At 68.1% G+C, this 24,309-nt stretch carries 22 protein-coding genes; 13 read left to right on the top strand and 9 right to left on the bottom strand.

Annotated features, from left to right (window positions below):
* The first annotated feature begins 182 nt into the window (after nucleotides 1-182).
* The 4 genes from AX708_RS03260 to AX708_RS03245 all read left to right on the top strand — a co-directional run bounded on the left by AX708_RS03260 (nucleotide 183) and on the right by AX708_RS03245 (nucleotide 5,687).
* Nucleotides 183-2,531: a TonB-dependent receptor gene (locus tag AX708_RS03260; RefSeq protein WP_066529131.1), complete on the top strand. Its 2,349-nt coding sequence runs from the start codon at nucleotides 183-185 to the stop codon at nucleotides 2,529-2,531.
* Nucleotides 2,532-2,700: 169 nt separating this feature from the next.
* Nucleotides 2,701-3,612, top strand: a complete 912-nt coding sequence (locus tag AX708_RS03255) for a hypothetical protein (protein WP_067489520.1) — start codon at nucleotides 2,701-2,703, stop codon at nucleotides 3,610-3,612.
* Nucleotide 3,613: 1 nt separating this feature from the next.
* Entirely contained in the window at nucleotides 3,614-4,783 is a 1,170-nt protein-coding gene (locus AX708_RS03250; RefSeq protein ID WP_066529126.1) for a 7TM domain-containing protein, read from the top strand.
* Nucleotides 4,776-5,687, top strand: coding sequence for a sugar-transfer associated ATP-grasp domain-containing protein (locus tag AX708_RS03245; RefSeq protein ID WP_067489517.1), 912 nt, complete (start codon nucleotides 4,776-4,778; stop codon nucleotides 5,685-5,687). The genes AX708_RS03250 and AX708_RS03245 overlap by 8 nt, the downstream gene beginning before the upstream one ends.
* A gap of 37 nt (nucleotides 5,688-5,724) precedes the next feature.
* On the opposite strand, the gene AX708_RS03240 is transcribed toward AX708_RS03245, so the two are convergent.
* Genes AX708_RS03240 through AX708_RS03225 form a run of 4 tightly spaced genes read right to left on the bottom strand, consistent with a single transcriptional unit; the run spans nucleotide 5,725 to nucleotide 9,652 of the window.
* A complete protein-coding gene (locus tag AX708_RS03240; RefSeq protein ID WP_066529123.1) occupies nucleotides 5,725-6,279 on the bottom strand; it encodes a GDYXXLXY domain-containing protein in 555 nt (184 codons plus the stop codon).
* Nucleotides 6,276-7,418 carry a DUF2157 domain-containing protein gene (locus AX708_RS03235; protein ID WP_066529121.1) on the bottom strand — a complete coding sequence of 381 codons (1,143 nt, stop codon included), beginning with the start codon at nucleotides 7,416-7,418 and terminating at the stop codon, nucleotides 6,276-6,278. Before AX708_RS03235 ends, AX708_RS03240 begins: the two co-directional genes overlap by 4 nt.
* 49 nt (nucleotides 7,419-7,467) lie before the next feature.
* Complete coding sequence (locus AX708_RS03230; protein WP_066529116.1) at nucleotides 7,468-8,553, bottom strand: substrate-binding domain-containing protein; 1,086 nt, start codon at nucleotides 8,551-8,553, stop codon at nucleotides 7,468-7,470.
* A 37-nt stretch (nucleotides 8,554-8,590) separates the two neighbouring features.
* Entirely contained in the window at nucleotides 8,591-9,652 is a 1,062-nt protein-coding gene (locus AX708_RS03225) for a substrate-binding domain-containing protein (protein WP_066529112.1), read from the bottom strand.
* Between the two features lie 207 nt (nucleotides 9,653-9,859).
* On the opposite strand from AX708_RS03225, the gene AX708_RS03220 reads away from it, so the two are divergent.
* Nucleotides 9,860-11,602 (top strand): diguanylate cyclase, encoded by a 1,743-nt coding sequence (locus tag AX708_RS03220; RefSeq protein WP_066529109.1) that lies wholly within the window; start codon nucleotides 9,860-9,862, stop codon nucleotides 11,600-11,602.
* Between the two features lie 3 nt (nucleotides 11,603-11,605).
* Here the strand turns inward: AX708_RS03220 and AX708_RS03215 are convergent, their stop codons facing one another.
* Genes AX708_RS03215 through AX708_RS03210 form a run of 3 tightly spaced genes read right to left on the bottom strand, consistent with a single transcriptional unit; the run spans nucleotide 11,606 to nucleotide 14,354 of the window.
* Nucleotides 11,606-11,998 carry a thioesterase family protein gene (locus tag AX708_RS03215; protein ID WP_066529108.1) on the bottom strand — a complete coding sequence of 131 codons (393 nt, stop codon included), beginning with the start codon at nucleotides 11,996-11,998 and terminating at the stop codon, nucleotides 11,606-11,608.
* Nucleotides 11,995-12,126, bottom strand: coding sequence for a hypothetical protein (locus tag AX708_RS21245; protein WP_255357971.1), 132 nt, complete (start codon nucleotides 12,124-12,126; stop codon nucleotides 11,995-11,997). Before AX708_RS21245 ends, AX708_RS03215 begins: the two co-directional genes overlap by 4 nt.
* A complete protein-coding gene (locus tag AX708_RS03210) occupies nucleotides 12,123-14,354 on the bottom strand; it encodes a S9 family peptidase (protein WP_082745551.1) in 2,232 nt (743 codons plus the stop codon). The genes AX708_RS21245 and AX708_RS03210 overlap by 4 nt, the downstream gene beginning before the upstream one ends.
* A 111-nt stretch (nucleotides 14,355-14,465) precedes the next feature.
* Between AX708_RS03210 and AX708_RS03205 the strand changes: the two genes are divergently transcribed.
* The 3 genes from AX708_RS03205 (at nucleotide 14,466) to AX708_RS03195 (ending at nucleotide 17,331) form a co-directional block, all read left to right on the top strand.
* Nucleotides 14,466-16,298 (top strand): aminopeptidase P family protein, encoded by a 1,833-nt coding sequence (locus AX708_RS03205; RefSeq protein WP_066529107.1) that lies wholly within the window; start codon nucleotides 14,466-14,468, stop codon nucleotides 16,296-16,298.
* Nucleotides 16,299-16,534: 236 nt separating this feature from the next.
* Complete coding sequence (locus tag AX708_RS03200; RefSeq protein ID WP_066529105.1) at nucleotides 16,535-16,939, top strand: VOC family protein; 405 nt, start codon at nucleotides 16,535-16,537, stop codon at nucleotides 16,937-16,939.
* The gene (locus tag AX708_RS03195; RefSeq protein ID WP_066529103.1) at nucleotides 16,936-17,331 is read left to right on the top strand and encodes a cupin; all 396 of its coding nucleotides are present in this window, start codon (nucleotides 16,936-16,938) and stop codon (nucleotides 17,329-17,331) included. Before AX708_RS03200 ends, AX708_RS03195 begins: the two co-directional genes overlap by 4 nt.
* A 158-nt stretch (nucleotides 17,332-17,489) precedes the next feature.
* Here the strand turns inward: AX708_RS03195 and AX708_RS03190 are convergent, their stop codons facing one another.
* A complete protein-coding gene (locus AX708_RS03190; RefSeq protein WP_066529133.1) occupies nucleotides 17,490-19,028 on the bottom strand; it encodes a helicase HerA-like domain-containing protein in 1,539 nt (512 codons plus the stop codon).
* Nucleotides 19,029-19,310: 282 nt separating this feature from the next.
* Here AX708_RS03190 and pabB point away from each other — a divergent pair, with 282 nt between their 5' ends.
* The 5 genes from pabB (at nucleotide 19,311) to AX708_RS03165 (ending at nucleotide 23,256) form a co-directional block, all read left to right on the top strand.
* Nucleotides 19,311-21,125, top strand: coding sequence for an aminodeoxychorismate synthase component I (gene pabB / locus AX708_RS03185; RefSeq protein WP_066529132.1), 1,815 nt, complete (start codon nucleotides 19,311-19,313; stop codon nucleotides 21,123-21,125).
* On the top strand, nucleotides 21,122-21,781 hold the full coding sequence (locus AX708_RS03180) for an RluA family pseudouridine synthase (protein ID WP_066529100.1): 660 nt from the start codon (nucleotides 21,122-21,124) through the stop codon (nucleotides 21,779-21,781). The genes pabB and AX708_RS03180 overlap by 4 nt, the downstream gene beginning before the upstream one ends.
* Complete coding sequence (gene arfB, locus AX708_RS03175) at nucleotides 21,774-22,196, top strand: alternative ribosome rescue aminoacyl-tRNA hydrolase ArfB (protein WP_066529098.1); 423 nt, start codon at nucleotides 21,774-21,776, stop codon at nucleotides 22,194-22,196. Before AX708_RS03180 ends, arfB begins: the two co-directional genes overlap by 8 nt.
* A 139-nt stretch (nucleotides 22,197-22,335) precedes the next feature.
* Nucleotides 22,336-22,503: a 50S ribosomal protein L33 gene (gene rpmG, locus AX708_RS03170; protein ID WP_017664380.1), complete on the top strand. Its 168-nt coding sequence runs from the start codon at nucleotides 22,336-22,338 to the stop codon at nucleotides 22,501-22,503.
* Between the two features lie 96 nt (nucleotides 22,504-22,599).
* The gene (locus tag AX708_RS03165; protein WP_066529095.1) at nucleotides 22,600-23,256 is read left to right on the top strand and encodes an outer membrane lipoprotein carrier protein LolA; all 657 of its coding nucleotides are present in this window, start codon (nucleotides 22,600-22,602) and stop codon (nucleotides 23,254-23,256) included.
* A gap of 272 nt (nucleotides 23,257-23,528) precedes the next feature.
* Here the strand turns inward: AX708_RS03165 and AX708_RS03160 are convergent.
* Nucleotides 23,529-24,309 (bottom strand): alkaline phosphatase (locus tag AX708_RS03160; protein WP_197426339.1); only part of this gene is annotated, 781 nt, incomplete at its 5' end.

Genomic DNA, 24,309 nt, shown 5'->3' with positions numbered 1-24,309 from the left:
GGTGGGGAGGCGGGGCGGGAGATCTGCATCGCGCGCAAGCGCGATTGGAGCAAGAAGATGCAAATCTGCAACGCCCCGAAACTGTAAGATGGGCGTAACCTCACCTTCATTGCTGCGTCGCAGCATCGTCATGCAGCGCTGCCACGGGCAAGGCCTCTCTCCACGGATAAGGGCTTTCCCCCATGCTTCGCACCCGCTTTACGCGCGCCTCGCTGATCGCGCTCGCCACCACGCTCGCCGCGACGCCGCACGCCGCCTTCGCGCAGGACGACACTGCCACCGAGGACGATAACGCCTCGGGCAACGAGATCATCGTCACCACCCAGAAGATCGAACAGCGCGCATTGGACGTGCCGATCACCATCACCGCCACCACCGGCGAGCGCATCCGCCAGCTCGGCGTGGGCGATCTCGACGAATTGAGCTACTACGTCCCGGGCCTCCTCATTCAGGAGCAGAGCGCCAACAACCCCGGCGTCGTGATCCGCGGCATCACTTCGGATAGCGGCTCGGCGCAGCAGGGGCCGCGCGTCACGCTCTATTACAACGGCGTCGACATCTCGCGCTCGCGCGGCAGCTATCAGGCGATCTACGATCTCGAGCGCGTCGAAGTGGTCAAGGGCCCGCAGGCGACCCTGTTCGGCACGGCCAGCGCGGTCGGCGCGATCAGCCTCGTTTCGGCCAAGCCCGAAGCGGGCTTCTCGGCCGAATTGCGCGGCGGCTACGGCAACTTCAACCAGACCCTGCTGGGCGGTTTCGTCAACATCGGCAACGACAGCCTCGCCTTCCGCCTCGCGGGCGAGTGGCGCACGCGTGACGGCTATGTCGAGAACCTCAATGCCAACCAGGAGAAGGAACTCTACGCGCAAGACCAGCTCGGCCTGCGCGCCTCGCTGCGCTGGACGCCGACCGACCGCACCACGGTCGACCTGATCGGCACCTATGACCAGCAGCGCAACGGCGGCACGCCTTTCGTGTCGGGCCGCTTCCCGGCCTTCGCCGGTGCCCCCGGCGGCGCGGCCAACGCCTTCCGCGACGCCAACCTCAGCGGCTACCCCGCGGGTGCGGCGGCGCTGGGCGACGACCAGCTCGGCCTCAACCGCGAGGTCTATGACGTGAACCTCACCATCGACCACCAGTTCGAGGACGACTGGAGCTTCACCACCGTCAATGGCTACCGCAAGTTCGACAGCGCCGAAGTGTTCGACGCCGACGGCACCGCCGCGCCGTTCCTCGAATTCGCCGAAATCGCCGAGGGCTGGCAGGTCAGCCACGAAGGCCGCTTCACCTATTCGGGCAGCAAGCTGCGCGCGAGCTTCGGCTGGAACGCCTTCATCGAGGACGGCCGCCAGAACGTGCCCTTCGCGACCGAAGAGGGCGTGTTCCTCCAGTGCCTCACCACCCTGTTCGGCCTGCCGGTCGCCAGCCGCCCGTTCGGCACGGCCCCCTGCGTCGCGGCGGACGGCAGCGTGCCGACCCTCGGCCTCGCGCCGTTCCAGTACAACTCGGTGTTCGAGAACCAGGGCCGCAACGAAGCCTATTCGCTGTTCGCCGATGCAACCTACACGCTGTGGGACAAGCTCGAGCTGACCGCCGGGGTGCGCTGGCTCAACGAATACCGCCGCTCGGGCTTCTTTGCGGTCGCGCCGAATTCGCGGCTGAGCGGCGCGCCGCTGATTCAGGGCCAGATCGACACCCGCGGCCAGACCTTCACCGCCGATGACCGCTTCAACGCCTGGCTGCCGCGCTTCAACGCGCTCTACCGCATCTCGGACGATGTGAACGTCTTCGCCACGGTCTCGAAGGGCCGCCGCTCGCCGGTGATCAACGTCGGCGCACGGCGCAGCGGCACCGCGGTGCTGCCCAACGTCACCAACATCGCCGAAGAAACCGTGTGGAACTACGAAGGCGGCCTCAAGCTCGCCTCGGGTCGCGTCTCGGGCTCGGTCGGGGTCTACTATCAGGTCTACCGCAACTTCCAGGTCTCGGTCGCGCAGCTCGATGCCAACGGCAACCCGACCGGCGCCTTCGTCACCGCGAGCGCGGGGCGTGCCAGCAACCTCGGGGTCGAAGCGGAACTGGCGGTCGACGTGACCGACTGGCTCAACGTCTTCGGCAACTTCGGCTACATCGACGGCGGGATCGACCGTGACGGCGCCTTCTCGCCGGCCTTCTCGGGCGCGCGCTTCCGTCTGCAGCCCGAATGGCAGGCCTCGGGCGGGATCACGATCGACAAGGAGTTCGACAATGGCATCCGCTTCTTCGCCACGCCGAGCGTGACCTATCGCAGCCGGATCTTCTTCGAGGTGCCCAACAATCCGCTGATCTCGCAGGACGCTGTGACGCTGGTCAATGCGCGCGCTGGGGTGAGCTTTGCCGAAGGCAAGTACGAAGTCGCCGGCTTCATCCGCAACGCGACCGATGAAGACTACCTGCTCGACGCGGGCAACACCGGCGGGGCCTTCACCATCCCCACCTTCATCCCCGCCGAACCGCGCTTCTACGGGGTGGAAGTGACCGCGAAGTTCTAATCGCGCGCCTTCAGGGGCAAAATTGCGGCGGGGGACCCTCGGTCCTCCGCCGCTTGCATTTCAGGCACTTTGCGGCGGCGCCTCGGATTACCTCAAAAGTTTCCAACCAAGGTTAGGAATTTCTCAACGCACCCCCCCGTAAGCCGCCGTGGTTAACGGGGGCTTCACCATGTCGTTCACGAAGATTGCAGGCGCGGCCATTCTGGCGCTCGGGCTCGCGGCAGCCGCCCCGCTGGCAGCGGCCGAAGGGAAGGGCTGGACGCTCGAACCCGATGCGCGGATCGACCTCCAGGCCGTCAGCGCCCAGACCACCACCCGCGACGAGGAACTGGTGATCGACGGCGAGGCGCTGTCGGTGCGCGGCCAGATCGGCCTCGGGATCGAAAGCAAGCGCACCCGCGTGCGGCTCGAGGCCGACCGGATCGAGGTGTTCCGCCTCGGCAGCGGGCGCGATGACGTCTCGCGCGACCGGCTGACCGCGAACATCGAGCACGATGTGACCGAAACCTTCGAACTTCAGGCGCAGGTGCGGCGCTACGATGACCTCGTCACGGTCGAATCCGCGGACACGGATGCGTGGGAATACTCCGCCCGCGCCACCTTCGAGCCGACGCAGGCAAACCGCTTCCGGGTGCAGGGCACTTGGCGCGAGCGGCAGTATGACAACGGCGCGGGGCCGGCGACCACCGGCGATGGCGCGCGCTTCGATGCGCAATACCGCCGCCGCTTCGGCGCCTACCACTACCTCGCCTTCGACCTGCGCACCGAGACGATCCGTTCAGGCGATCCGCAGCGCGGCTATGAACGCGATTCCGCCGGCGTCGCCTATACCCGTCCGATCGGCCCCGACCTGAGGATCCGGCCCGCGATCGAGCTGATCAAGACCCGCTTCGACGGCCGGATCGCCGATGACGGCGCGCTGCGCCGTGACCGGCAGGTGGTCCCCGAAATCGAGCTGCTGTGGTGGCCGGGCAAGTGGCGCGTCGAGGCCGAGGCGAAGTACATCTTCTTATCGAGCAACGAGAGCGCGCGCGAACGCGAGGGTTATCGCCTGACTTTGTCGGTCGGATACGCCTTCTGAGATGATCGCCCGCGTCGGCCAGATCTGGGCGAACGCAACGCCGCAGGTCCGCCGCCCGTTCTATATCGGGCTGGCGGTTGCGGCGGTGCTCGCCGTGCTGGTCGGCCTCGGGGTCGCCAATACCGAGACCTTCCTCGCGTTGCCCTCAACCTTCGAGGGGGTCGCCGCCTCGCAGGCGATCTGGGGGCTGAAGCCCTCCAACCTGCTGATGGTGCTGCCGCTGGGTTCCTTCCTGGTGGTGCTGGCGCGGAGCTTCATCGGCCTGAAGGCCTTCGGCCTGTTCACGCCCATGCTGATCGCGCTCGCCTTCCTTCAGATCGGGCCGGTGATGGGGCCGGTGGTGCTGTGTTCCTCGGTGCTGGTGGGGATGATCGTGACGCCCACACTGCTGAAGCTGCGGATGACCCGCGTGGGCTTCCTCGGCGTGCTGATCTCGCTCATCGTGCTGGTGCTGGTGGGCTTGCAAATGGCGCTCGACACCCAGCTTCAGGTCGATGCCTTTCCGGTGATCGTGTGCGCACTGTGCGTCGAGCGGTGGTGGAAGCAGTGGGGCAAGGACGGGGCCAAGCCTGCAGCCAAGATGGCGCTCAACACCTTCGTGCTGGCGCTGATGATCGAGTTCGTGATGGTCTCGGACTTTGCCCTCGCGCTGATCGAATGGTCGCCGCTGCTGATGCCGGCCGTCACCGGCGTCGCGATTGCCATCCTCGGGCGCTACCGCGGCCTGCGCCTGTCGGAGATCGGGCGGTTTGCGCCGATCTGGCTCGAGCGGCGGCGCCGCGCGAAGGCCGCCGCCGCGGCCGAGACCCTGCCCGAAGGCGTGGAGGAAGACCGCCGCAAGGGCCTGCCCGACACCCGCCGCATCCCCGAGCCAGAGCCCGGGGTGACCGCGCCGGCCATGCCCGAGCCCGAGCCGGTTGCCGCCATCGCCGGCGGCGCGCCGCCGCTTGGCGGCATGTGGGTGATCGGATCGCCCGAGGAGATAAGGCCCGGCGCGCGCCGCCGCGTGCCCCAGCCTGTCGCAGTCGGCGAGGCCCGCGTGCGGCCTCGCCTTGTCGCATCGGGCGGACGCATGGTGGCGGAGTGGGCGGACGACTGGCTGGTCAATGAGGGCCTGGGCCGCCCCCCGATCCACAACGCCTGGGTGATACGGAAGGTGGAAGATGTTTAGGTTCGTCAACCGCTGGCTCGGCCTTGACGAGGACGCGCTGACCGGGGGCGAGGTCCTCGGCATCAACATGAGGAACGCGCTGATCCAGAAATACAACCCGCGCCACGCGATCGAGCGCGCGCGCGACAAGGTCGCGGCCAAGCGCGCATTGGAGGCGGCGGGGATCGCCTGCACCGGCACGGTCGCGGTGCTCGAGGACCACCAGCAGGTCGCCGATTTCAAGCCGAGCCGTGACATGCCCGATGCCTGGGCGATCAAGCCCGCGCGCGGATCGCAGGGGGACGGCATCCTGCTCGCGGTGCGGCGCGAGGGGAACACCTGGTACAAGGGTTCGGGCGCGGCGCTGCCCGAAGAGATGGTGATGCACCACATCCAGAAGGTGGTCGACGGGGGCTTCTCGGGCGATTCCGCGGCCGAGGACGCCGCACTGATCGAGCCGCTGATCATTGCCGACCCCGCCCTCTCGCGCATCGTGCCCGAGGGGCTGCCGGACCTGCGCGTCATCAGCTTGCACCACACGCCGCTGATGGCGATGGTGCGCCTCCCCACCATCGAGAGCGACGGCAAGGCCAACCTCCACCAGCGCGCGATCGGCGCGGGGATCGACATGGAGACCGGCAAGATCACCCGCGCGGTGGTCAAGGGCGTACCGATCACCCACCACCCCGATACCGGCGTCAATCTGATCGGCTTCGAGATTCCGGGCTGGAAGCGGGTGCTGGAGCTGGCGTCCAAGTGCGGGCCGGCGGTCGGCCTCGGTTATTGCGGGGCGGACATCGTGCTCGACGTCAATGACGGCCCGCCGGTGATCGAGGTCAATGCGCACCCGGGGATCGAGATCCAGAACATCAACCAGGCGGGCCTCAAGTCGCGCATTGCGGCGACGGGCGAGGACTTCCGTTGAAGTGAGGGGGCGCCTCGCCTGCGGCTTCGGCGGGGGGCTACTTGTCCATCACCGCAGGGGCTCCGAGCGGATCGAAGGGCGAGAGTGGCGCTTCGCCCTCCGGGGCATCACGCTCGGCGATTTCGGCGGGGGTGAGCGGGCGGAAACGGATGGAGATGGGCGTGAAGCTCCCGTCCTCGCGCTGGCGGATCGTCACGATCCCGCGCTGGTCGCGGTTGCGCAATTCCTCCTCGATCTGCGCCGCGCGCGCCTGCCCGATGTAGAGGCGGCCGTCGGTCAGCCGCCTGTGGGCATCCTCCCGCAGCGGATGATCGCAGGCCTCGCCCTTCGCCAGCACCCGCGCCAGCCGGATGTCGGGCGCCTCGCCTTCGAGGCAGATCGACTGTCGTCCGATGTCGCTCATCGGCTTGTCGAGCGGCCAGTCATATGTGAAGACAACATAGTGCCCGCGCAGGTAATCGCGCGGGTCATAGCCTGCGGCCGGCACCTCCCAATCGGTGCCCTTGTGGTAGGTGCGGTCGCTCTGCGCCCACAGCGCCCCGAGGCCGAGGAGCGGCAGGGCGGCGGCGGCGAGGCGGGCGGCGCGCGTCATGCCTCACCCTCCGCCGCGCGCGGGGCGAAGCGTTTGGACACCCGCACCGCGCCCCATGCGACGCCGAGGATCATCAGCCCTGCAAGGATCAGCCCCAGGCCGTTCATCAGCAGATCGCCCGCCAGCTCGAAGCTGAGGATGATGAGCCGCAGGGCAATCACGCCCACCGCCTGCTGGAACCCCCGGCGCCACTGCGCGGTCAGCGCCGCCGCGGCGATCCCGGCCCACAGCGCGAAGAACATCAGCGCGGCGGGGACGGTGGTGTCGTTCACCGCATAGGCCAGCGCCATCACCAGCCCCGAGCCTGCGATGATCGCGCCCGTCATCCGTCCCGACACGCCGCCCCCCGCGAGCGCCACGCCGATCCCGGCCGCGACCAGCACCGCGCCGCAGGTCAGAACGCTGGCGAGGGGGTAAACAGGCCCGTCGAACCCGCCGAAGCTGGCGACGACGCAGGCGAGCGATCCGCCCGCCACCGCATAGGTCAGCGCGAGCTGCTCGAGCCGCTCCCAGAAATCCTCGCGCCCGCTGCGCCTGCCGATCCACGCGGCGAGCGGGGCGAAGGCGACCGGCAGCGCGACCACGAAGGCGCGCCAGACGCTTCCGGCCAGATCGGGCTCGACCCCGCGCGGGCTGCTCGCTCCGGCATATTCCCAGGCCGTCCACACCGCGCCGCCCATCACCGCGAGCGCGGTGGGCCAGCTGCGCCCGGTCAGCAGCAGCATCGGCGCGAACAGCGCAAACCACAGCGCGAGCGGCTGCCACAGCGGCGCGGAGGTCTGGTAGACCTGCCCCAGATGCCCGAAAAAGGTGAGGCCCAAGGCGGCGGTGACGAAGACCAGCGCCTCGACGATCCACGGCGAGCGCTCGGCCAGCCGGTCCTCGCGCATGAACAGCAGGCCCAGCAGCCCCCCGATCAATGCCAGATGCACCGCCAGCCGGACCAGCCCGGGAATATCCTCCCAGTTGGCCGCCACCACCGACACCACGCCGAGCCCGATGGCGAGCGCGCCGATGCCCCACACCGCCCACAGCAGGAGCGGGCGGGCGTGCTGGGCTTCATAGGCGGTGAGCCGGTCGCGCGTCGCCACATCGATCAGGCCGGCCTCGTGCCATTCGGCGATCTTGCGCGCGTTCATGGCGGAGAGGTTAGACGCCTCTCCGCCATGCCGCAATCATGCGCGGCCCTTACCGCGCCGCTCCGAGCGCCGCGACCGTCAGCGCGGTCTGGTTCTGGATCGCCGCGGCGGCCTTGGCCTGGCGGTCGGCGGGGAGCGGCACCAGCCCGATTTTCGCCAGCGGGCCATTGTCGCCCCAGCTCTTGGCCCACTGGGCAAGGAACGTGTCGAGCCCCGGCGTGACCGAAAGGTTGGCCTTCTTGACGTAGATGTAGAGCGGGCGGCTGGTCTCGTAGCTGCCGTCGGCAATCGTCGCCGGGGTCGGCAGCACGCCATCGAGCGCCAGCGGCTTGATCGATTTGGTGTTCTTGAGGAGATAGGAGTAGCCGACGATCGCAATCGCTTCGGGGTTGGAGGCGACCCGGCGGACGATCAGGTCATCCTGCTCGCCCTGGCTGCTGTAGCCGCTGTCGGTGCGCAGCGCATGGCAATCACGCGCGAAGCGTTCCGGATCGCTCTTTTCGAACGAGGCCATTGCGCTGTTCTGGCGGCAGCCGGGCTGGACGACGAGGTTGAGCAGCGCCTCGCGCGTGCCCGAGCTTTCGGGCGGGCCATAGACGACGATCGGGGTGGCGGGCAGCGACGGGTCGACATCGGCCCAGGTCTTGGCGGTCTGCTCGCGGCCGAAGGGCTTTTGCGAGATCGCGCGGTAGACGTTGTCGCGGGTCAGCTTGATGTCGATCCCGCGGTCGGTGGCGGAGGCGAAGACGATCCCGTCCAGCCCGATCTCGATCTCGATGACCTCGTTCACGCCGTGCGCGGCGCAATCGGCGAATTCGGCGCGGGTCATGCGGCGCGAGGCGTTGACGATGTCGGGCGTGGTCGCCCCGGTTCCGGCGCAGAAGGCCTTGATCCCGTCAGCCGTGCCCGAGGAGGCCACCTGCGGCGGAGCCACACCCGCGTTGGCGGCAACGAAATCCTCCGCGACCTGCTTGGCGAAGGGATAGACGGTCGATGAGCCGACCACGCTGATCGCCTTGGCGGCGGCATCCTGCGGGCTATCGCCGCAGCCCGATAGCGCCGCCATGGCAGCCAGCGCCAGCATCGCGGCGGCCCCGCGCCCCATCAAAGAATTCCCGATTGCTTCAGACATCATTCCCTCCCCTTGGTCATGAGTCCATGGAGAAGCGGGTCTATTTCGGCTCGAGCTCGGCCTTGGTGAGGATCGTCAGGTTCTGCACCTTGGCCGCGTTGGCGGCCATCGTCTCGGCGGGCATGGCGACCATGCCGATGCGCGCGAGCGGACCGTCCTTGCCCCAGCTCTTGACCCACTCCTTCATGAAGTCCTCAAGGCCCGGGATAGCGCGCATGTGCGACTTCTTGACGTAAACGTAGAGCGGTCGTGCGCCGGGGTAGGAGAAATTCGCAATATTCTCGTAGGTCGCCTGCACCCCGTTCATCGGCAGGTCCTGCACCTTGTCGAGATTCTCCTCGAGGTAGGAATAGCCGAAAATGCCGACGATCCTGGGGTTGGCGACGATCTTGTTGACGATCAGGTTGTCCTGCTCGCCCTGATCGGAATAGGCGCCGTCATCGCGGATTTCGGTGCAGGTCTTGGCGTGGAGCGCTTCGTCCTGTTCCTTAAGCGCCTTCATCGCCGGATCGGTGTCGCAGCCGACCACCAGCACCAGTTCCTTGAGTGCATCGCGCGTGCCCGAGGTGCTCGGCGGGCCGTAGACGAGGATCGGTTCGGCCGGCAGCGCCGGGTCGACATCCGCCCAGGTCTTGGCGGTCTGGGGCTTGCCGAAAGGCTTGGCGGCGAGCGCCATGTAGATCGTGCGCGGCGACAGGTTGAGCTTGATCCCGCCCTTGGCCGAGGCGAAGGCGATCCCGTCGAGCCCGACCTGAAGCTCGATGATCTCGTCGACCTTGTTGGACGCGCAGGTATCGAATTCGGACGACTTCATCCGGCGCGAGGCGTTTACCATGTCGGGGGTATTGGGGCCCAGCCCCGAGCAGAACAGCTGGATGCCATTGCCCGTCCCGGTGGATTCGATCAGCGGCGAGCGCATGTCGGGGAAGGTGCGCGAGAAGTTCTCCGCGACAAGCTTGGCGAAGGGATAGACCGTCGAGGAACCCACCGCGTGGACCGACTGCGCGCCCGCACCACCGCCCGCGTCGCAGGCGGACAGAGTGGCAGCGGCGAGCGCCAGAGCGGCGCCGGTCTTCAGGAGGGCGGTGATGGAGTGCGGCATGATGGATCCCGGTCGGCGCCTGCGGCGCGAGGTCTGGCGCAGGGTGGGCTAGGAGCGTTTCGTGACAGGTCTGTTACTTCGCGCGGTCAGCGGGGCCGAGCGCGTCTTGCATTCGATGCAACCCTCTCTAAACGCATCGAATTATCTCCAAAATGGAGGAAAATCGCTTAACAGCATCGTAAGAGCTTCCATGGTAGGGCTGCGGGTATGGCACTCTTGCGCCTCCTTACCCGGCTCGGCATTGTCGCCGCGATGCTGGTGCTGCTGGCTGCCCGGCCGGCCGCGGCAGACGATCGCGCGGTCCTGACCCATGCCCCTGCATGTCACGCGGCGACCGGCCTCAAAACCGGGCTCGACGCGATGCGTCCGCGCGCCGGGTGGGGCTGCGACGACACCGGCTGGCGCGCGGATGTGCCCGCGGTGTGGCTGCGTTTCGAGGCCGACAGCTGGAAGAATGCCGCATTGCCGCGCCACTTCTTCTCGCGCAACGCCCGCTTCACGTCGATCACCTTCCACGCGATCGACGCGGACGGCGCGGTGCGCAGCCTGAGGCTCGGGGAGGCGGACGGCAGGCCCTTTGCCGCCGGCCCCGTGTTCCAGCTGCCGCTGCCCGACATCACCGCAAAGACCACCACGCTGATCGCCCGGATCGAGGCGCCGCATTCGGTGCCGCTGCTCACCGAGGCGCGCATCACCCATGACGCGGGCAAGGCCGACTGGTCGCAGGTCGACATGATGCTGCTCGCCTTCGTCGCGGGCATGCTGATGCTGCCGCTATTGTTCGATATCAGCTTCTTCGTGGTGCTGCGCGAACGCTTCGTGGTGCTGCACGCGGCGATGGTCAGCGCGATGATGATCTACGTCCTGACCGCCGGCGGGCTGGCCTCGGCCTTCGTGACGCTGCCGGTTGCCGCGATGGCGGTGACGGGCGCCTTGTCCTGGGCAGTCGGCGTCGGGATTTCGGCGCTGTTCCTGGCGAACTTCCTCGAACGCGGGGCGCAGTCGCCCATAATGCGGCAGATCACGATCGCGACAGGATGGTTCACGATGATCGTGCCCGGCTTCTTCGCGCTCCAGCTCGATGTCACCCAGCGCTTCGACGACGTCGGCTACTTCGTCACCTTCATCCCCGCGATCATCGTCATCAGCGGTGCAGTGATCGAGGCGGGGCTGCGCGGCAGCCGTTCGGCGCGCTACATTGCGGTCGCCTGGGCGCCGATCATCCTGGCCTCGATCGAACGCCTGCTGCGCGGGCTCGGCTGGCACACCGGCCCTTCGAGCCTCGACCAGATGCTCTATTTCGCGGTCGGGATCGAGGTGGTGGTGATCAGCCTCGCCATCGCCGACCGCTTCCTCGCGCTGCGCCGCGAGCGCGATGCGGCGCTGACCGAGGCGCGGATGCTCGAACAGCTCTCGGCGCGCGATTCGCTCACCGGGCTGATGAACCGCCGCGGCATCGAGGCGCGCTTCGAGGAGCTGCTGGTGCAAGGGTTCGATACCTTCGCGCTGGTCGATCTCGACCGCTTCAAGACGATCAACGACGTCCACGGCCACCAGGTCGGCGATGCCGCGCTGGTCGCCTGCGCGAGCGCGATCCGTTCCTCCGGGGACCGCGACGCGGTGGCGGTGCGGCTCGGCGGCGAGGAATTCGTGGTGCTGCTGCGCGGTCCGCGCCCTGTCGAACGCGCCGAGGCATTGCGGCAGGCGATCCCGATGCGGATTGCCAAGGAGGTGCCGGGCCTCGACCGGCCGGTGACCGCGAGCATGGGCGTGGTGGTGCTCGCCGATGCCAATGCCAACAAGATGGGCTTCGCCGAATTCTACGCCCGCGCCGATGCGCTGATGTACGAGGCCAAGGCTTCGGGCCGCAACCGGCTGTGCTACGAGCGTCTGACGGTGTTCCGCTCCGCGCCCGAGGGGCGCCGGGTCAGGGACGAGCAGGCCGCCTGACCCTCAGACAAACGGCTCCAGCACTTCCGGCCGAACCCGCGCCAGCCGCCCGGTCGCGCGGTCGAGCATCGCCCAGGTGGTCGCGGCACTGACGAGGCGCTTGCCCGCGGCGTCGGTGAACTCCACCCGCCGCAGCGACTTCGCTCCTTGCGCGGGGCCTTCGATCCAAGTTTCAGCGTGGACCTCCGCGCCCTCGGAGACGTTCCCCCGATAGTCGATCTCGTGCCGCACCACGACCCAGAAGAACGCCGCCCGGTCCTCGGGCCGCGCGACCGCATCCCAGTGCGCGGTGGCCATGTCCTGAATCCACTGCACCCACACGGTGTTGTTGACGTGGCCGAGTTCGTCGATGTGCGCGGGCGCGGCGACGAAGGTGCGGGTGAAGCGGTTGGTCACACGCAGTCCCGCCCGAACACACAGGCGGCCCAGAGGAACAGCCAGAACAGCGCGACTGGCGCGGCCAACAGCGTCACTGTGATTGCCGAAACAATCACGATGCCGCGATCGTAGTCGGGCGCCTTCACTCGCCCTCGCCCTTGGGCGCCATCCCCATCTGCCACAGGATGAAGGCGAACTCCTCCGCGGTCTCCTTGAGGCTGTTCCAGCGGCCCGATTGCCCGCCGTGGCCTGCGCCCATGTTGGTCTTCAGGAGCAGCAGGTTGTCGTCGGTTTTAAGCTCGCGCAGCTTGGCGACCCACTTGGCAGGCTCCCAGTATGTCACGCGCGGATCGTTGAGGCCGGCGGTCACCAGCAGCGGCGGGTAGGCCTTGGCGGTCACCTGGTCATAGGGCGAATAGGACAGCATGTAGGCAAACGCCGCCTTGTCGGTGACGGGATTGCCCCACTCCTGCCACTCGCCCGGGGTCAGCGGCAGTTTCTCGTTGAGCATGGTGTTGACCACGTCGACGAAGGGCACATGCGCCACGACCGCGCCATATTGCGCGGGGTCCTGGTTGATCACTGCCCCCATCAGCTCGCCGCCGGCCGAGCCGCCGCTGGCCGTCACCTTGCCCTCGGCGGTGTAGCCCGCCGCGATCAGCCCGCGGCCGACATCGACGAAATCGTTGAAGGTGTTGGTCCGCTCGAACAGCTTGCCTTGCAGATACCAGCGCCGCCCGAGATCGTCGCCGCCACGGATGTGGGCGATGGCATAGGCGAAGCCGCGATCCACCAACGACAGGCGCGCAGTCGAGAAGCCCGGCGGCACGGCATAGCCATAGGCGCCGTAAGCATAGAGGTGGAGCGGCCCCGGCCCCTCGATCCCGGCCTTCTTGAGGATCTCCGCCCGGTCGCGCCGCATCAGCACGCTGACAGGCACCTGCGTCCCGTCGCGCGCGGTGATCGTCAGGCGCTCGGAGACATATTGCGAGGCGTCATAGCCGCTCGGGATCTCCTGCGTTTTCAGGGTGGTGAGCTTCCCCGTCCTGACGTCGTAGTCATAGACCGTGCCGGGCGTAACCATCGACTGATACGAGAGCCGCAGCACGCTCATGTCGTATTCGGGGTTGTTCGAGAGGCCCGCGGTGTAGCTCGGCTCGGGGAAGGTCACGGGGGTGATTTTCGCGGGGTCCGCATATTGCCGCAGCTGGATCTGGTCGAGGCCGTTCAGGCGCCCTTCGGTGACGAAGAAGTCCTTGAACAGGTCGAAACCGGTCAGATAGAAATCGTCCGATCCGGGGATAACGGTCTGCCATTCCCCCGGCGTCTCCAGCTTCGCCTTGGCGAGGCGGAAGTTGATGTGATCGTCGTTGGTCCACACCCACAACTCGCCGTCGCGCACATCGACGCCGTATTCGACGCCTTTCTTGCGGGGGCGCACGAGGATCGGCGCGGCCGTGGGATCGGCGGCGGGGACAAGGCGCACTTCGCTCGTCTCGTTGTCGCCGGTGGCGATGATCAGCCAGTCTTCCTGCGCCGACAGGCCGGTGCCGACGCCGAAGGACTGGTCCTCTTCCTTGTAGAGCGTGACGTCCTCGCTCACCGGCGTGCCGATGACGTGCATCTTCGCTTCGAGCGTGCGCCATTCCTCGGTCGAGGGGCCGTAGACGATCGCGGTGTCGCCCTTCACCCACACGAGGTCGCCGCGCAGGTTCTCGATCACGTCGGGCAGGTGCTCGCCGGTCGTGAGGTCCTTGATCCGCGCGGTGTAGCGCTCCGAGCCGTTGGTGTCGGTGGCATAGGCGAGATAGCGCCCGTTCTGGCTGATCGAGGCCGCGCCCAAGCGGAAATATTCCTGCCCTTCGGCAAGCGCGTTCTCGTCGATCAGCAGTTCGGGCTCACCGCCCGCAACGGCTTTCCGGTAATGCTTGCGATACTGCGCGCCTTCTTCGAACTCGGACCAGTAAAGGTAGTCGCCGTCCTTCTGGGGCACGGTCGAATCGTCCTCCTTGATGCGCGCGCGCATCTCGGCGAATAGCGCCTCGGTGAGCGCCTTCTGGCCCTCCATCTTGGCCTCGAAATAGGCGTTCTCGGCCTTGAGGTGATCGAGCACCTCGGCGTCGTCCACCGTCGGATAGGACTTGTCGTAGAGCCAGTCATAGGGGTCTTCGACCGTGATGCCGTGCACGGTGTAGGTGTGCGGCTTCTTGGCAGCGACGGGCGGCTTGATGTCGGTGCTGGCGGCGGTAGTCGAAGCGGCGGCGGAAGTGGTCACGCTGGGAGAATCCTCGTTGGCGCCGGCCATGGCGGCCGGGGCAAAGGTGGTGGCGGCAAGCCCTAGCGCAAGAGCGCGCAAACTGGTCCGGGTGATCATTGGATGCGGTCCCCGTCGGTCGGTCTGGGTGGAAAGACAAGCCCATCGGGCCTATGTTGGCGGTTGTAACGCGACAATGACGCGCGGCAAGACTCGGAAAGACCTACGCCCATGCTGATGCAAACCCCCCAGCTTTCGGGCTCAGCCCGCTTGGCCGCCCTGCGCGAGGAGCTGAAGCGCCGCGGGCTCGATGGGTTCGTCATCCCCATCTCCGATGAGCACATGAGCGAATATGTCGGCGACTACGCCCAGCGCCTCGCGTGGCTGACGGGCTTCGGCGGCTCGGCGGGGTTTGCTTGCGTCACGCTGACCCACGCGGCGATCTTCGTCGACGGGCGCTACACCGTGCAGGTGCGCGAGCAGGTCGACGGCAACCTGTTCGAATACCGCTCGGTGCCCAAGGACACGCTCGGCGGCTGGCTGGCCGAAGTGTGCGAGAGCGGCGCGAAGATCGCCTACGATCCCTGGCTCCACACCTTCGCCTGGGCCGAGGCGCTGGAAAAGCGCCTCGCGGCCAAGGGCATCGTCCTGACGCCCGCCGGGAGCAACCCGCTCGACGCGGTCTGGGCCGACCGCCCCGCCCCCTCGCCCGCCATCGCCGTCCCGCATGACGAGGCGCTGGCGGGCCGCTCCTCCGCCGACAAGCGCGCCGCGGTCGCCGATTGGCTGGCGAAGGAAGGCCACGATGCGGTGGTTATCCCCGCGCTCGATTCGGTCGCATGGCTGCTCAACATCCGCGGCAGCGACGTGGCGCACACCCCCGTCGCGCTGTCCTATGTGATCGCCCACAAGGACGGCAGCGCCGAGTTGTTCATCGCCCCCGAGAAGGTCACGCCCGAGCTCACCCGCCATCTGGGCAATGCCGTGACGATCAGGGATCGGGCCGCGTTCGAGGGGGCGCTCGGCTCCGCCTTCGCGGGCAAGAGCGTCGCGCTCGATCCCGATTTCGCGGTGGCCGGCATCGCGCAGGCACTGCGGGCGGGCGGCGCGCAGTTCGCCTTCAGGCAGGACCCTACGATCCTCGCCAAGGCGATCAAGAACGCGGTTGAACAGCAAGGCCACCGCGACGCGCAGGCGCGCGACGGGGCGGCGGTGTCCAAATTCCTGCGTTGGCTCGAGATCGAGGGGCCCAAGGGCGGGGTCGACGAACTTTCGGCCGCCGCGCGCCTCCAGGCCTTCCGCGAGGAAGACGAGGGCCTCAAGGACCTCTCCTTCGACACCATCTCTGCCGCCGCCGGCCACGCCGCGCTGCCGCACTACAAGGTGGACGCAGACAGCAATATCCCGATTCCGCCCGGCTCGATCTATCTGGTCGACTCCGGCGGCCAGTACGCCGACCAGTTTGGGGGCGGCACCACCGACATCACCCGCACCGTATGGGTCGGCCCCGGAGAGCCCTCCGCGGAAATGCGCGACCGCAACACCCGCGTGCTCAAGGGCCACATCCAGATCGCGCGCGCAGTGTTCCCGCAAGGCACCGCGGGCGGCCAGCTCGATGTGCTGGCGCGGCAATATCTGTGGGAGGCAGGCGTCGACTATGCCCACGGGACGGGGCACGGGGTCGGCAGCTTCCTCGCCGTGCACGAGGGCCCGCAGCGCATTGCCAAGCCGAGCGGCGGGCAGGCGGGGACGGGGCAGGAGCTCCACACCGGGATGATCCTCTCGAACGAGCCGGGCTATTACAAGCAGGGTGCTTTCGGCATCCGCATCGAGAACCTCGTGCTGGTCGAAGAGCGGGAGATTGCAGGTGCGGAAGGCCGCTATCTCGGCTTCGAGACACTGACCTTCGTGCCCTTGGACCGCAAGCTGATCGACAAGGGCTTGCTGACGGCGGAGGAGATTGCCTGGGTCGACGGCTACCATGCGCAGGTCCGTGCGCTGCTCGCGCCGCGACTGACGGGCGAGGATCTGGCGTGGCTGGAGCGCGAGACGCAGCCGCTTTGAATATGCGCCTCCCCGGCCTTGAGCCCGGGGGGCCCGCTTTCCTGTGTGCTGCACGCCCTCCGGCTTGCAGTCCTCGGCGCTGTTCCTCCGCTCCGCTACGGGCGCCTGCGGGCGGGCGGTCGCCCTTGCGGCCCGTCCATTGGCGGGCCGATGCACCGGCCTTGTTGTGGCTTGTTACCGCCCCGATGTTCTATTAATGTTCTCGTGTCGCGATTCGCGGTAAGGGAGGAATTCACATGATCGGCTACGTTACCCTCGGCACCAACGACCTGCCGCGCGCGGCGGCTTTCTACGATGCGCTCGCCGCGCAGTTCGGCGTGGGGCGGATGATGGACTTCGAAACCTTCATCGCCTGGGGCGAATGGGGCGGCGCACCGGGAATTGCCGCGACGGTGCCGTTCGATGGCCAGCCCGCCACTGTGGGCAACGGAGTGATGGTCGCGCTCGAGGTGAAGAACCCCGAACAGGTCCACGCGGTCCACGAAACCGCGCTCGCGCATGGCGGCACCTGCGAGGGCGCACCGGGCCCGCGCGGCAATGACGGCTTCTACGCCGCCTATTTCCGCGATCCGGACGGCAACAAGCTCAATGCCTTCTGCATGGTCGCGCCCGAGACCGCGGCGGTCGGCGACGGTTCGTGAGCGCCCCCCGCCTCTCGGAGCGCTTCATCCACCTCGGGCTCGGCGCGAAGGCGGTGGAAGAGCCGCCTTTCGCCGGGATGGAATGGTACGAGGCCTATGGTGCGCGCCACGCGGCGGACGGAGCGGAAGGGCGGCTGGTCTCGCAATACACCTTCACCGAGGATTGGACCTCGTGGGAGATGCACCCGGCAGGCGACGAGGTGGTGATCTGCACCCATGGCGGACTCGTGCTGGTGCAGGAGCTTGCCGACGGCAGCATCGCCGAAACCCCGCTCGCCGCCGGAGAATATGCGATCAATCCGGCAGGCGTGTGGCACACCGCCGACGTGGCGGAGAGTGCGACGGCGATCTTCATCACTGCGGGCGAGGGCACGCAGCACCGGGAGCGCTAGAGCCACGCCCTCCGCAGGGCCCCCGCCAAAGGCCGTGCCTCTCCCCCTCCCCTCGGGGAGGGGGTCGGGGGGTGGGGGCTCCCGCCAGCGGCCACGCCCCGCGGCCTGGTAGGCCGCGCGCTTTCAGCGCCCTCCCCTCGGGGAGGGGCCCGCCGCCCTTACCGCATCAGCCCGCCGATGAGGTTGCGCACGAACGCCGTCGCCCCGGTTTGCAACGGGTTGGCGGCGGATTTCTTGCCCAGCACCATCGCCACCGCCATCGAGGCGAGCGAGCCGGTCGCGGCGGTCATTGCGCTCTTGCCCGCCTTCTCCCACACCGAGGGCGTCTTGCGTTCGCGCTTGGCGACTTCCTCGACGCCCTTTTCGGCCACTTCCTGCGCGGTTGCCGCCGCGTCCGCAGCCTTGGCGGCGAGCACTTCGGCGGCGCTCTCGCGGTCCACCGGCGTGTCATACTTGCCTTCGAGCGGGCTCACCGACTGGATGATCGCGCGCTCCTTGGGCTCGACCGGGCCGAGGCGCGAGCGCGGGGGCTTGATCAGCGTACGCTCCACCACCGTCGGCGCACCGTCATCGTCCAAGGTCGAGACCAGTGCCTCGCCCACCTTCAGCTCGGTGATCACCGCCTCGACATCGAGCTTCGGGTTCACCCGGAAGGTCTCCGCCGCCGCCTTGATCGCGCGCTGGTCGCGCGGGGTGAAGGCGCGCAGGGCGTGCTGGACGCGGTTGCCCAACTGCCCCGCGACCTCCTCGGGGATGTCGATCGGGTTCTGCGTCACGAAGAACACCCCCACGCCCTTCGATCGGATCAGGCGCACCACCTGCTCGATTGTGTCCTGCAGCGCCTTGGGGGCATCGTCGAACAGCAGGTGCGCCTCGTCGAAGAAGAACACCAGCTTGGGCTTCTCCGGATCGCCCACTTCGGGGAGCGATTCGAACAGCTCGGCCAGCAGCCACAAGAGGAAGGTGGCGTAGAGCTTGGGGCTGCGCATCAGCTTGTCGGCGGCGAGCACGTTGACATAGCCGCGCCCCTGATCGTCGACCTTGAGGAAGTCGTTGATCTCCAGCGCCGGCTCGCCGAAGAAATGGTTCGCGCCCTGCGCCTCGAAGCTCAAGAGCTGGCGCTGGATCGAGCCGACCGAGGGCTTGGTGACATTGCCGTACTTGCCCGAAAGCTCCGCGGCGTTCTCGTTCGCCCAGGCGAGCAGCGCGGACAAATCCTCGAAATCGAGCAGCAAGAGCCCGTTCTCGTCGGCATAGCGGAAGATGATCTGGAGCACGCCTTCCTGCGTCTCGTTCAGATCGAGCAGGCGCGAAAGTAGCAGCGGGCCCATTTCGGACACCGTGGTGCGGATCGGGTGCCCCTGTTCGCCGTAAAGGTCCCAGAAGATCACCGGATTGTCGGCGTAGGTGTAGTCGGTGATCCCGAGCTCCTTCGCCCGCGCCTCAAGCTTGTCGGCATGCTTGAAGGTCGGCGAGCCCGGCATGGCGATCCCCGACAGGTCCCCCTTCACGTCGGCGAGGAACACCGGCACGCCGGCGGCCGAGAAGCTCTCGGCGATGCCCTGCAGGGTCACGGTCTTGCCGGTTCCGGTCGCCCCTGCGATCAGTCCGTGGCGGTTCGACCGGCCGAGCAGCAGCGTCTGGCGCGAACCGTCCGCGCCGAGGCCGAGATAGATGTCACTGGTCTGTTCGCTCATCACCCGCGCCCCCGTCACCTGTCTTGCAGTCGTTCTCCCATATCGAAAATGCATGCCGTGTCGAGCGGGCGCGCAGGCGTTTCCTACACGCAGGCGGTCTGATAGGGAGGCAAGGATGACGTGCGATCTGCCCTGCGCCAGCCTGACGGGTCCCCTTCCGGAGGGCCAAGCGGGGGGAGCGGTTTTCCGGCCCTGGACAGTGTCTCATGTGTCTCCAACACGGTGCGCGGGCGCGGGCGGCGCTCGACAGGCACGCGCGATTGGGCCAAGGCGGGCGGCGTGATGGGATCGCCAACGCCATTCGTCCTGCTTGACGATGCTCGCTCCGGGGAAGGGGCAGCCGACGCGCTGCTCTACGAGGCCCCGCGCGCGCTGTTCGTGGCCACCCGCGCCGACGAGGTCGAGGCAGTTCTCGCCGCCGCCGAGGCTGCGCGGGTCGCTGAGGGCGGGTCGCTCGCGGGCTTCATCGCCTATGAGGCGGGCCTTGCGCTGGAGCCGAAGCTGCAGGGCCTTGCCGCAAGCCGCAGCGGGGCGGCTGGCCCGCTGGTGTGGCTCGGCCTGTTCGACGCGCCGCGCCGCATCGCCGCCACCGACGTGCCCGCGTGGCTCGCGGACAGGGCGGAAGGCCCCGGCACGCTCGGCCCGATGGAACCGCAGCTCTCGCCCGGCGGCTACGGCGCGGCCTTCGACATGCTGCTCGAGGCGATCCGCGCAGGCGACATCTACCAGGCGAACCTCACCTACCCGCTCGCGGGCAGCTTCCGCGGCGATCCGGTCGGGCTCTACGCCGGCTTACGCGGCGCGGGTGCGGCGGGATATGGCGCGCTGGTGTTCGACGGGTCGCACTGGCTCCTGAGCTTCTCGCCCGAGCTGTTCGTCGCCCTCAATGGCGCGGAGGCGAAGGTGAAGCCGATGAAGGGCACCCGCCCCCGCGCCGCCGCGCCCGATGCGGACCGCGCGGCGGCCGAAGATCTCGCCGCCTCGGTCAAGGACCGCGCCGAGAACCTGATGATCGTCGACCTGATGCGCAACGACCTCTCGCGCGTCGCCGAGGCGGGGAGCGTCCGCGTCGACGCGCCCTTCGCGGTCGAAACCTATCCGACGGTGCACCAGATGGTCAGCACGGTCCGCGCGCGGCTCGGTCCCGGCAAGGGCGCGATGGACCTGGTGCGCGCGCTGTTCCCCTGCGGCTCGATCACCGGCGCGCCCAAGATCAGGGCGATGGAGCTGCTGGCCGAGGTGGAGCGCGATGCGCGCGGGGCCTATTGCGGGGCGATCGGCCGGATCGATGCCGATGGCAATGCGGCCTTCAACGTCGCGATCCGCACGCTGAGGCTCACCCCCATCGAGAACGGGCAGGGCAGCGCGGTGCTCGGCATCGGCTCCGCCATCGTCGCCGACAGCGATCCGATGGCCGAACGCCGCGAGTGCGAGGTCAAGGCGGGCTTCCTGCGCCGCGCCGCCCCCGGCCTCGCCGCCCCGCAATGCGACCTCATCGAGACGATGCGCTTCGAGCCCGACAGCGGCATCGCGTTCCTCGAAGACCACCTCGCGCGGATGAAGGCGAGCGCGGCGGTACTCGGCTTCGCCTTCGACCGTCATGCCCTGAGGAACCAGATCCAGGCGCTGTGCTTCGAGCTCGATGCGCCTGCGAGGGTGCGCCTGCTGGTCAGCCGCTCGGGGGCAAGCGCGCTGGAAACCGCGCCGCTGCCGCCTGCCCTAGAGGAGCCGGTCAAGGTCGCCGCCCTGCCCCACCCGCTCGACCCGTCCGACTGGCGGCTGGCCCACAAGACCTCGGATCGGGGCTTCTACGAGGATGCGCTCGCCGCCGCTCGCAGCCTAGGCGCCGAGGAGGCGCTGCTTGTGCGCGCGGACGGCCTCGTCACCGAGGGCAGCTGGACCAGCGTCTTCGCGGAAGGGCCGGACGGCGTGCTCCTCACCCCGCCGACAAGTCTCGGCCTGCTGCCGGGGGTGCTGCGCGCCAGCCTGATCGCTGAGGGCCGCGCGCGGGAGGGGGAACTGACGCTGGGTGACCTCGCGGGCGACTTCTGGATCGGCAACGCCCTGCGCGGGCTGATGAAAGCGGTGCTCGCGTGAGCCTCCCCATCCTCTACGAAGACGGCGAAGCGCTGGTGATCGACAAGCCTTCGGGCATGGCGGTCGACCGGCCGCGCAAGGGCGGCATCTGCCTCGAGGATCATCTCGAGCGGCTGAAGCTCGGCTTCCAGCGCCCGCCGGTCGCGGTGCACCGGCTCGACACCGACACCTCGGGCTGCCTGCTGCTGGCGAGGAACCCCAAGGCGCTCGCCCGCTTCAACCGCGCCTTCGAGGAGCGGCTGGTGGGCAAGACCTACCTTGCGATCCTCGCAGGGCACCCGCCGGGGACCGAAGGCACCATCGAACTGGCGCTGGCCAAGATCAGCTCGGCCGAGAAGGGCTGGCGGATGATCGCCGCGAAGAAGGGCAAGCCCGCAGTCTCGCACTGGGAGCTGGTCGAGACGCTCGGGCCCAACGCCCTGATCCGGTTCCAGCCCGAGACCGGGCGCACCCACCAGCTGCGCGTCCATGCGCTCAAGGGGCTGGGCGCAGCCCTGCTGGGCGATCCGGTCTATGGCGCGGGCCACGCGGGCGCGGCGAAGCGCACCATGCTCCATGCCGAGAGCCTTCGCGTGGAGCGTCCCGGCAAGACGCCCATCGAAGCCCGCGCGCCCTTGCCGGCCGATTTCCGCGCGCTCGGGGCGAGCGATGGATGACGTGGAACCCCTGACCTCGCGCGCGCTGCGGCTCGCCAGCGAGAGCTTTCTCGCAGGCTCGGGCCCCGGCGGGCAGAACGCCAACAAGGTCGCGACGGAAGTGGAGCTCAGGGTCAATATCTACGCGCTGCGCCTCACCCCGCTGGTGTTCGCGCGGCTGAGGAAGCTGGCGGGGGCCAAGCTGGCGGGGAACGGCGATCTCATCGTCACCTCCAAGGCCCACCGAACGCAGGATGCCAACCGGCAGGACGCGCGCGCCAAGCTCGCGGCGCTGATCGAGGCGGCGCTGGTCGAGCCCAAGCGGCGGGCGAAGACCCGCGTGAACCGCGTCGGCAAGACCGAGCGCCTCAAGGTCAAGAAGGTGCGCGGCGCGGTAAAGGCCAATCGCGGCAAGCCCAGCGCCTCGGACTGGTGAGCCTTATTGACTTTTGCCCGTGAATCGGCGAATGGCGCGCCCGTGTGGCGGTGTGCCGGGCCTTCCGGGCGCGCCGCTATTTGCTTTTTAGCCCTGCGGACAGCACTCGCCGGGCCGACCCAGTTGACAGGAACCCGCCATGGCGAAGCCCACCACCGTCAAGATCCGCCTCGTCTCGAGCGAGGGCACCGGCTTCTTCTACGTGACCAAGAAGAACCCGCGCAACATCACCGAGAAGATGAGCTTCCGCAAGTACGATCCGGTCGCGCGCAAGCATGTCGAATTCAAGGAAGCCAAGATCAAGTAAGGCTCCTGCCGCGTGCGCCCTTCGGGCTCCGCGCGCGGTAATTCATCGACAGTTCAAGCCTTGCGCCCTAGTCGCAGCGGCATGAAAACAGCTTCCATGAAACTTCGCATCGCAGCGCTCGGCTTCTCGGCCGGAGCGCTTGCGCTCGGCCTCGCCCCCGGCGACACCGCCCCGCTGACCGCCCCTGCCGCCGCGCAGGCCCAGGCCTCCGATCTCGACCGCGTCGTCACCGCCCTGCGCGCGATCTCGACCATGAAGGCCGACTTCGTCCAGACCGACCGCCGCGGCCAGACCATGCGCGGGGTGATGACCCTGAAGCGCCCGGGCAAGATCCGCTTCGACTACGGCAAGAATGCCGATTTCCTCATCATCTCGAACGGCAAGTCGCTCTACGTGATCGACTACGAGGTCAATCAGGTCGAACGCTGGCCGATCGGCAACTCGCCGCTCGGCGCGCTGTTCGATCCCGACAAGGACGTGAAGCGCTTCGGCAAGCTGATGCCGACGTCGAGCAAGGACGTGATCAGCGTCCAGGTGCGCGATCCCAAGAAGCCCGAGTTCGGGATGATCACGCTGATCTTCACCCGCAATGCCGCCGCACCGGGGGGATTGCAGCTGGCATACTGGGTCGCGCTCGACGCACAGAACAACCGCACCCGGGTGGAGCTGTCGAATCAGCGCTACGGCGTGGCGGTGGCCGACAGCACGTTCACCTTCAAGGATCCCCGCCGCACGGCTCGTCGCCCGGGATGAACGCTCGTCCGACGAACGGTTGTATGAAAACGACAGAAAACTTGCCGCGTTCATGTGCGTGAAAGGCGATCAGGGGTAATTCTTTCACACAAGGCGGGCCGAAGGGAGGTTTCCCCCCTGTTGCCCACCCTTCGAAATGGGCCTGCCTTGCACAAGCGTGACGAACGCTCCATGGAACCCCCGACCCATCGCCCCCGGGTCGGGGGTTTTTTGTTGGTGCGGGGTTCCCGCCGCCCTTCGTCCTGAGCTTGTCGAAGGACGAACGGAGCAGGCTACTTCTCCCAGCCCAGTGCCTTGGTGATGATCGTGTAGATCACGTTCTGCTCGATTACCCCGCGGGCGCGGCCCGCGCCGGGGCCGGTGGCGAACAGCGCGACGTCCTCGCCGCCGTGGGTCTCCGCGCCGGTCGGCACCAGCGATTGCTGCTGCGCCTTGATGCCGGTCTGCGGCACCGGCCGCTCGCCCTTCACAGCGCCCGGACCGTTGGCATAGCCCAATGTCGTGTAGGGCTTGCCGTCGAGCGCCGGGGTCGGATCGCCCTCCTTCAAGGCCCCCGCATGATCGCCGTCGCCGCCGCCCGGAGGCGGCACCACCAGCCCGAGGATGTCGTTGCCGCGCACCGGATAGCCCGCGATGGTGAACACGTGGCTGTGATCGGCGGTGACGAGGATCAGCGTCTCCTTCGGGTCGGTGTGATCGACCGCATATTGCACCGCGCGGGCGAACTCGACCGCCTCTTCCAGCGCATAGCCCGCGCGGCCTTCGTGGTGGGCGTGATCGATCCGCCCACCTTCGACCATCAGATAATAGCCGTCCTTGTCGCCCTTCAGCCGCGCGATCGCGGCGGCGGTCATGTCGGTGAGGGTCGGCTCGGTCGAATCCGGCTTGCGGTCAGCCATGTAATTGAGGTGGCTGGGGTTGAAGAGCCCGAGCACCGGCTTGCCCATCGGCGCGGCGGCAAGCCCGGCGGCGTCCTTCACCACCACGCCGCCGTTCTTCGCGGCCCATGCGGCGGGGAGATCGGCGGCCGGATCGGCCCGCCGTCCGCCGCCG

Origin of the sequence: Erythrobacter sp. CCH5-A1 (genome assembly GCF_001557115.1) — a bacterium.
GTDB lineage: Bacteria > Pseudomonadota > Alphaproteobacteria > Sphingomonadales > Sphingomonadaceae > Erythrobacter.
Note: the sequence above shows the minus strand (reverse complement) of the source record. Positions and strands in the feature narration are given on the sequence as shown.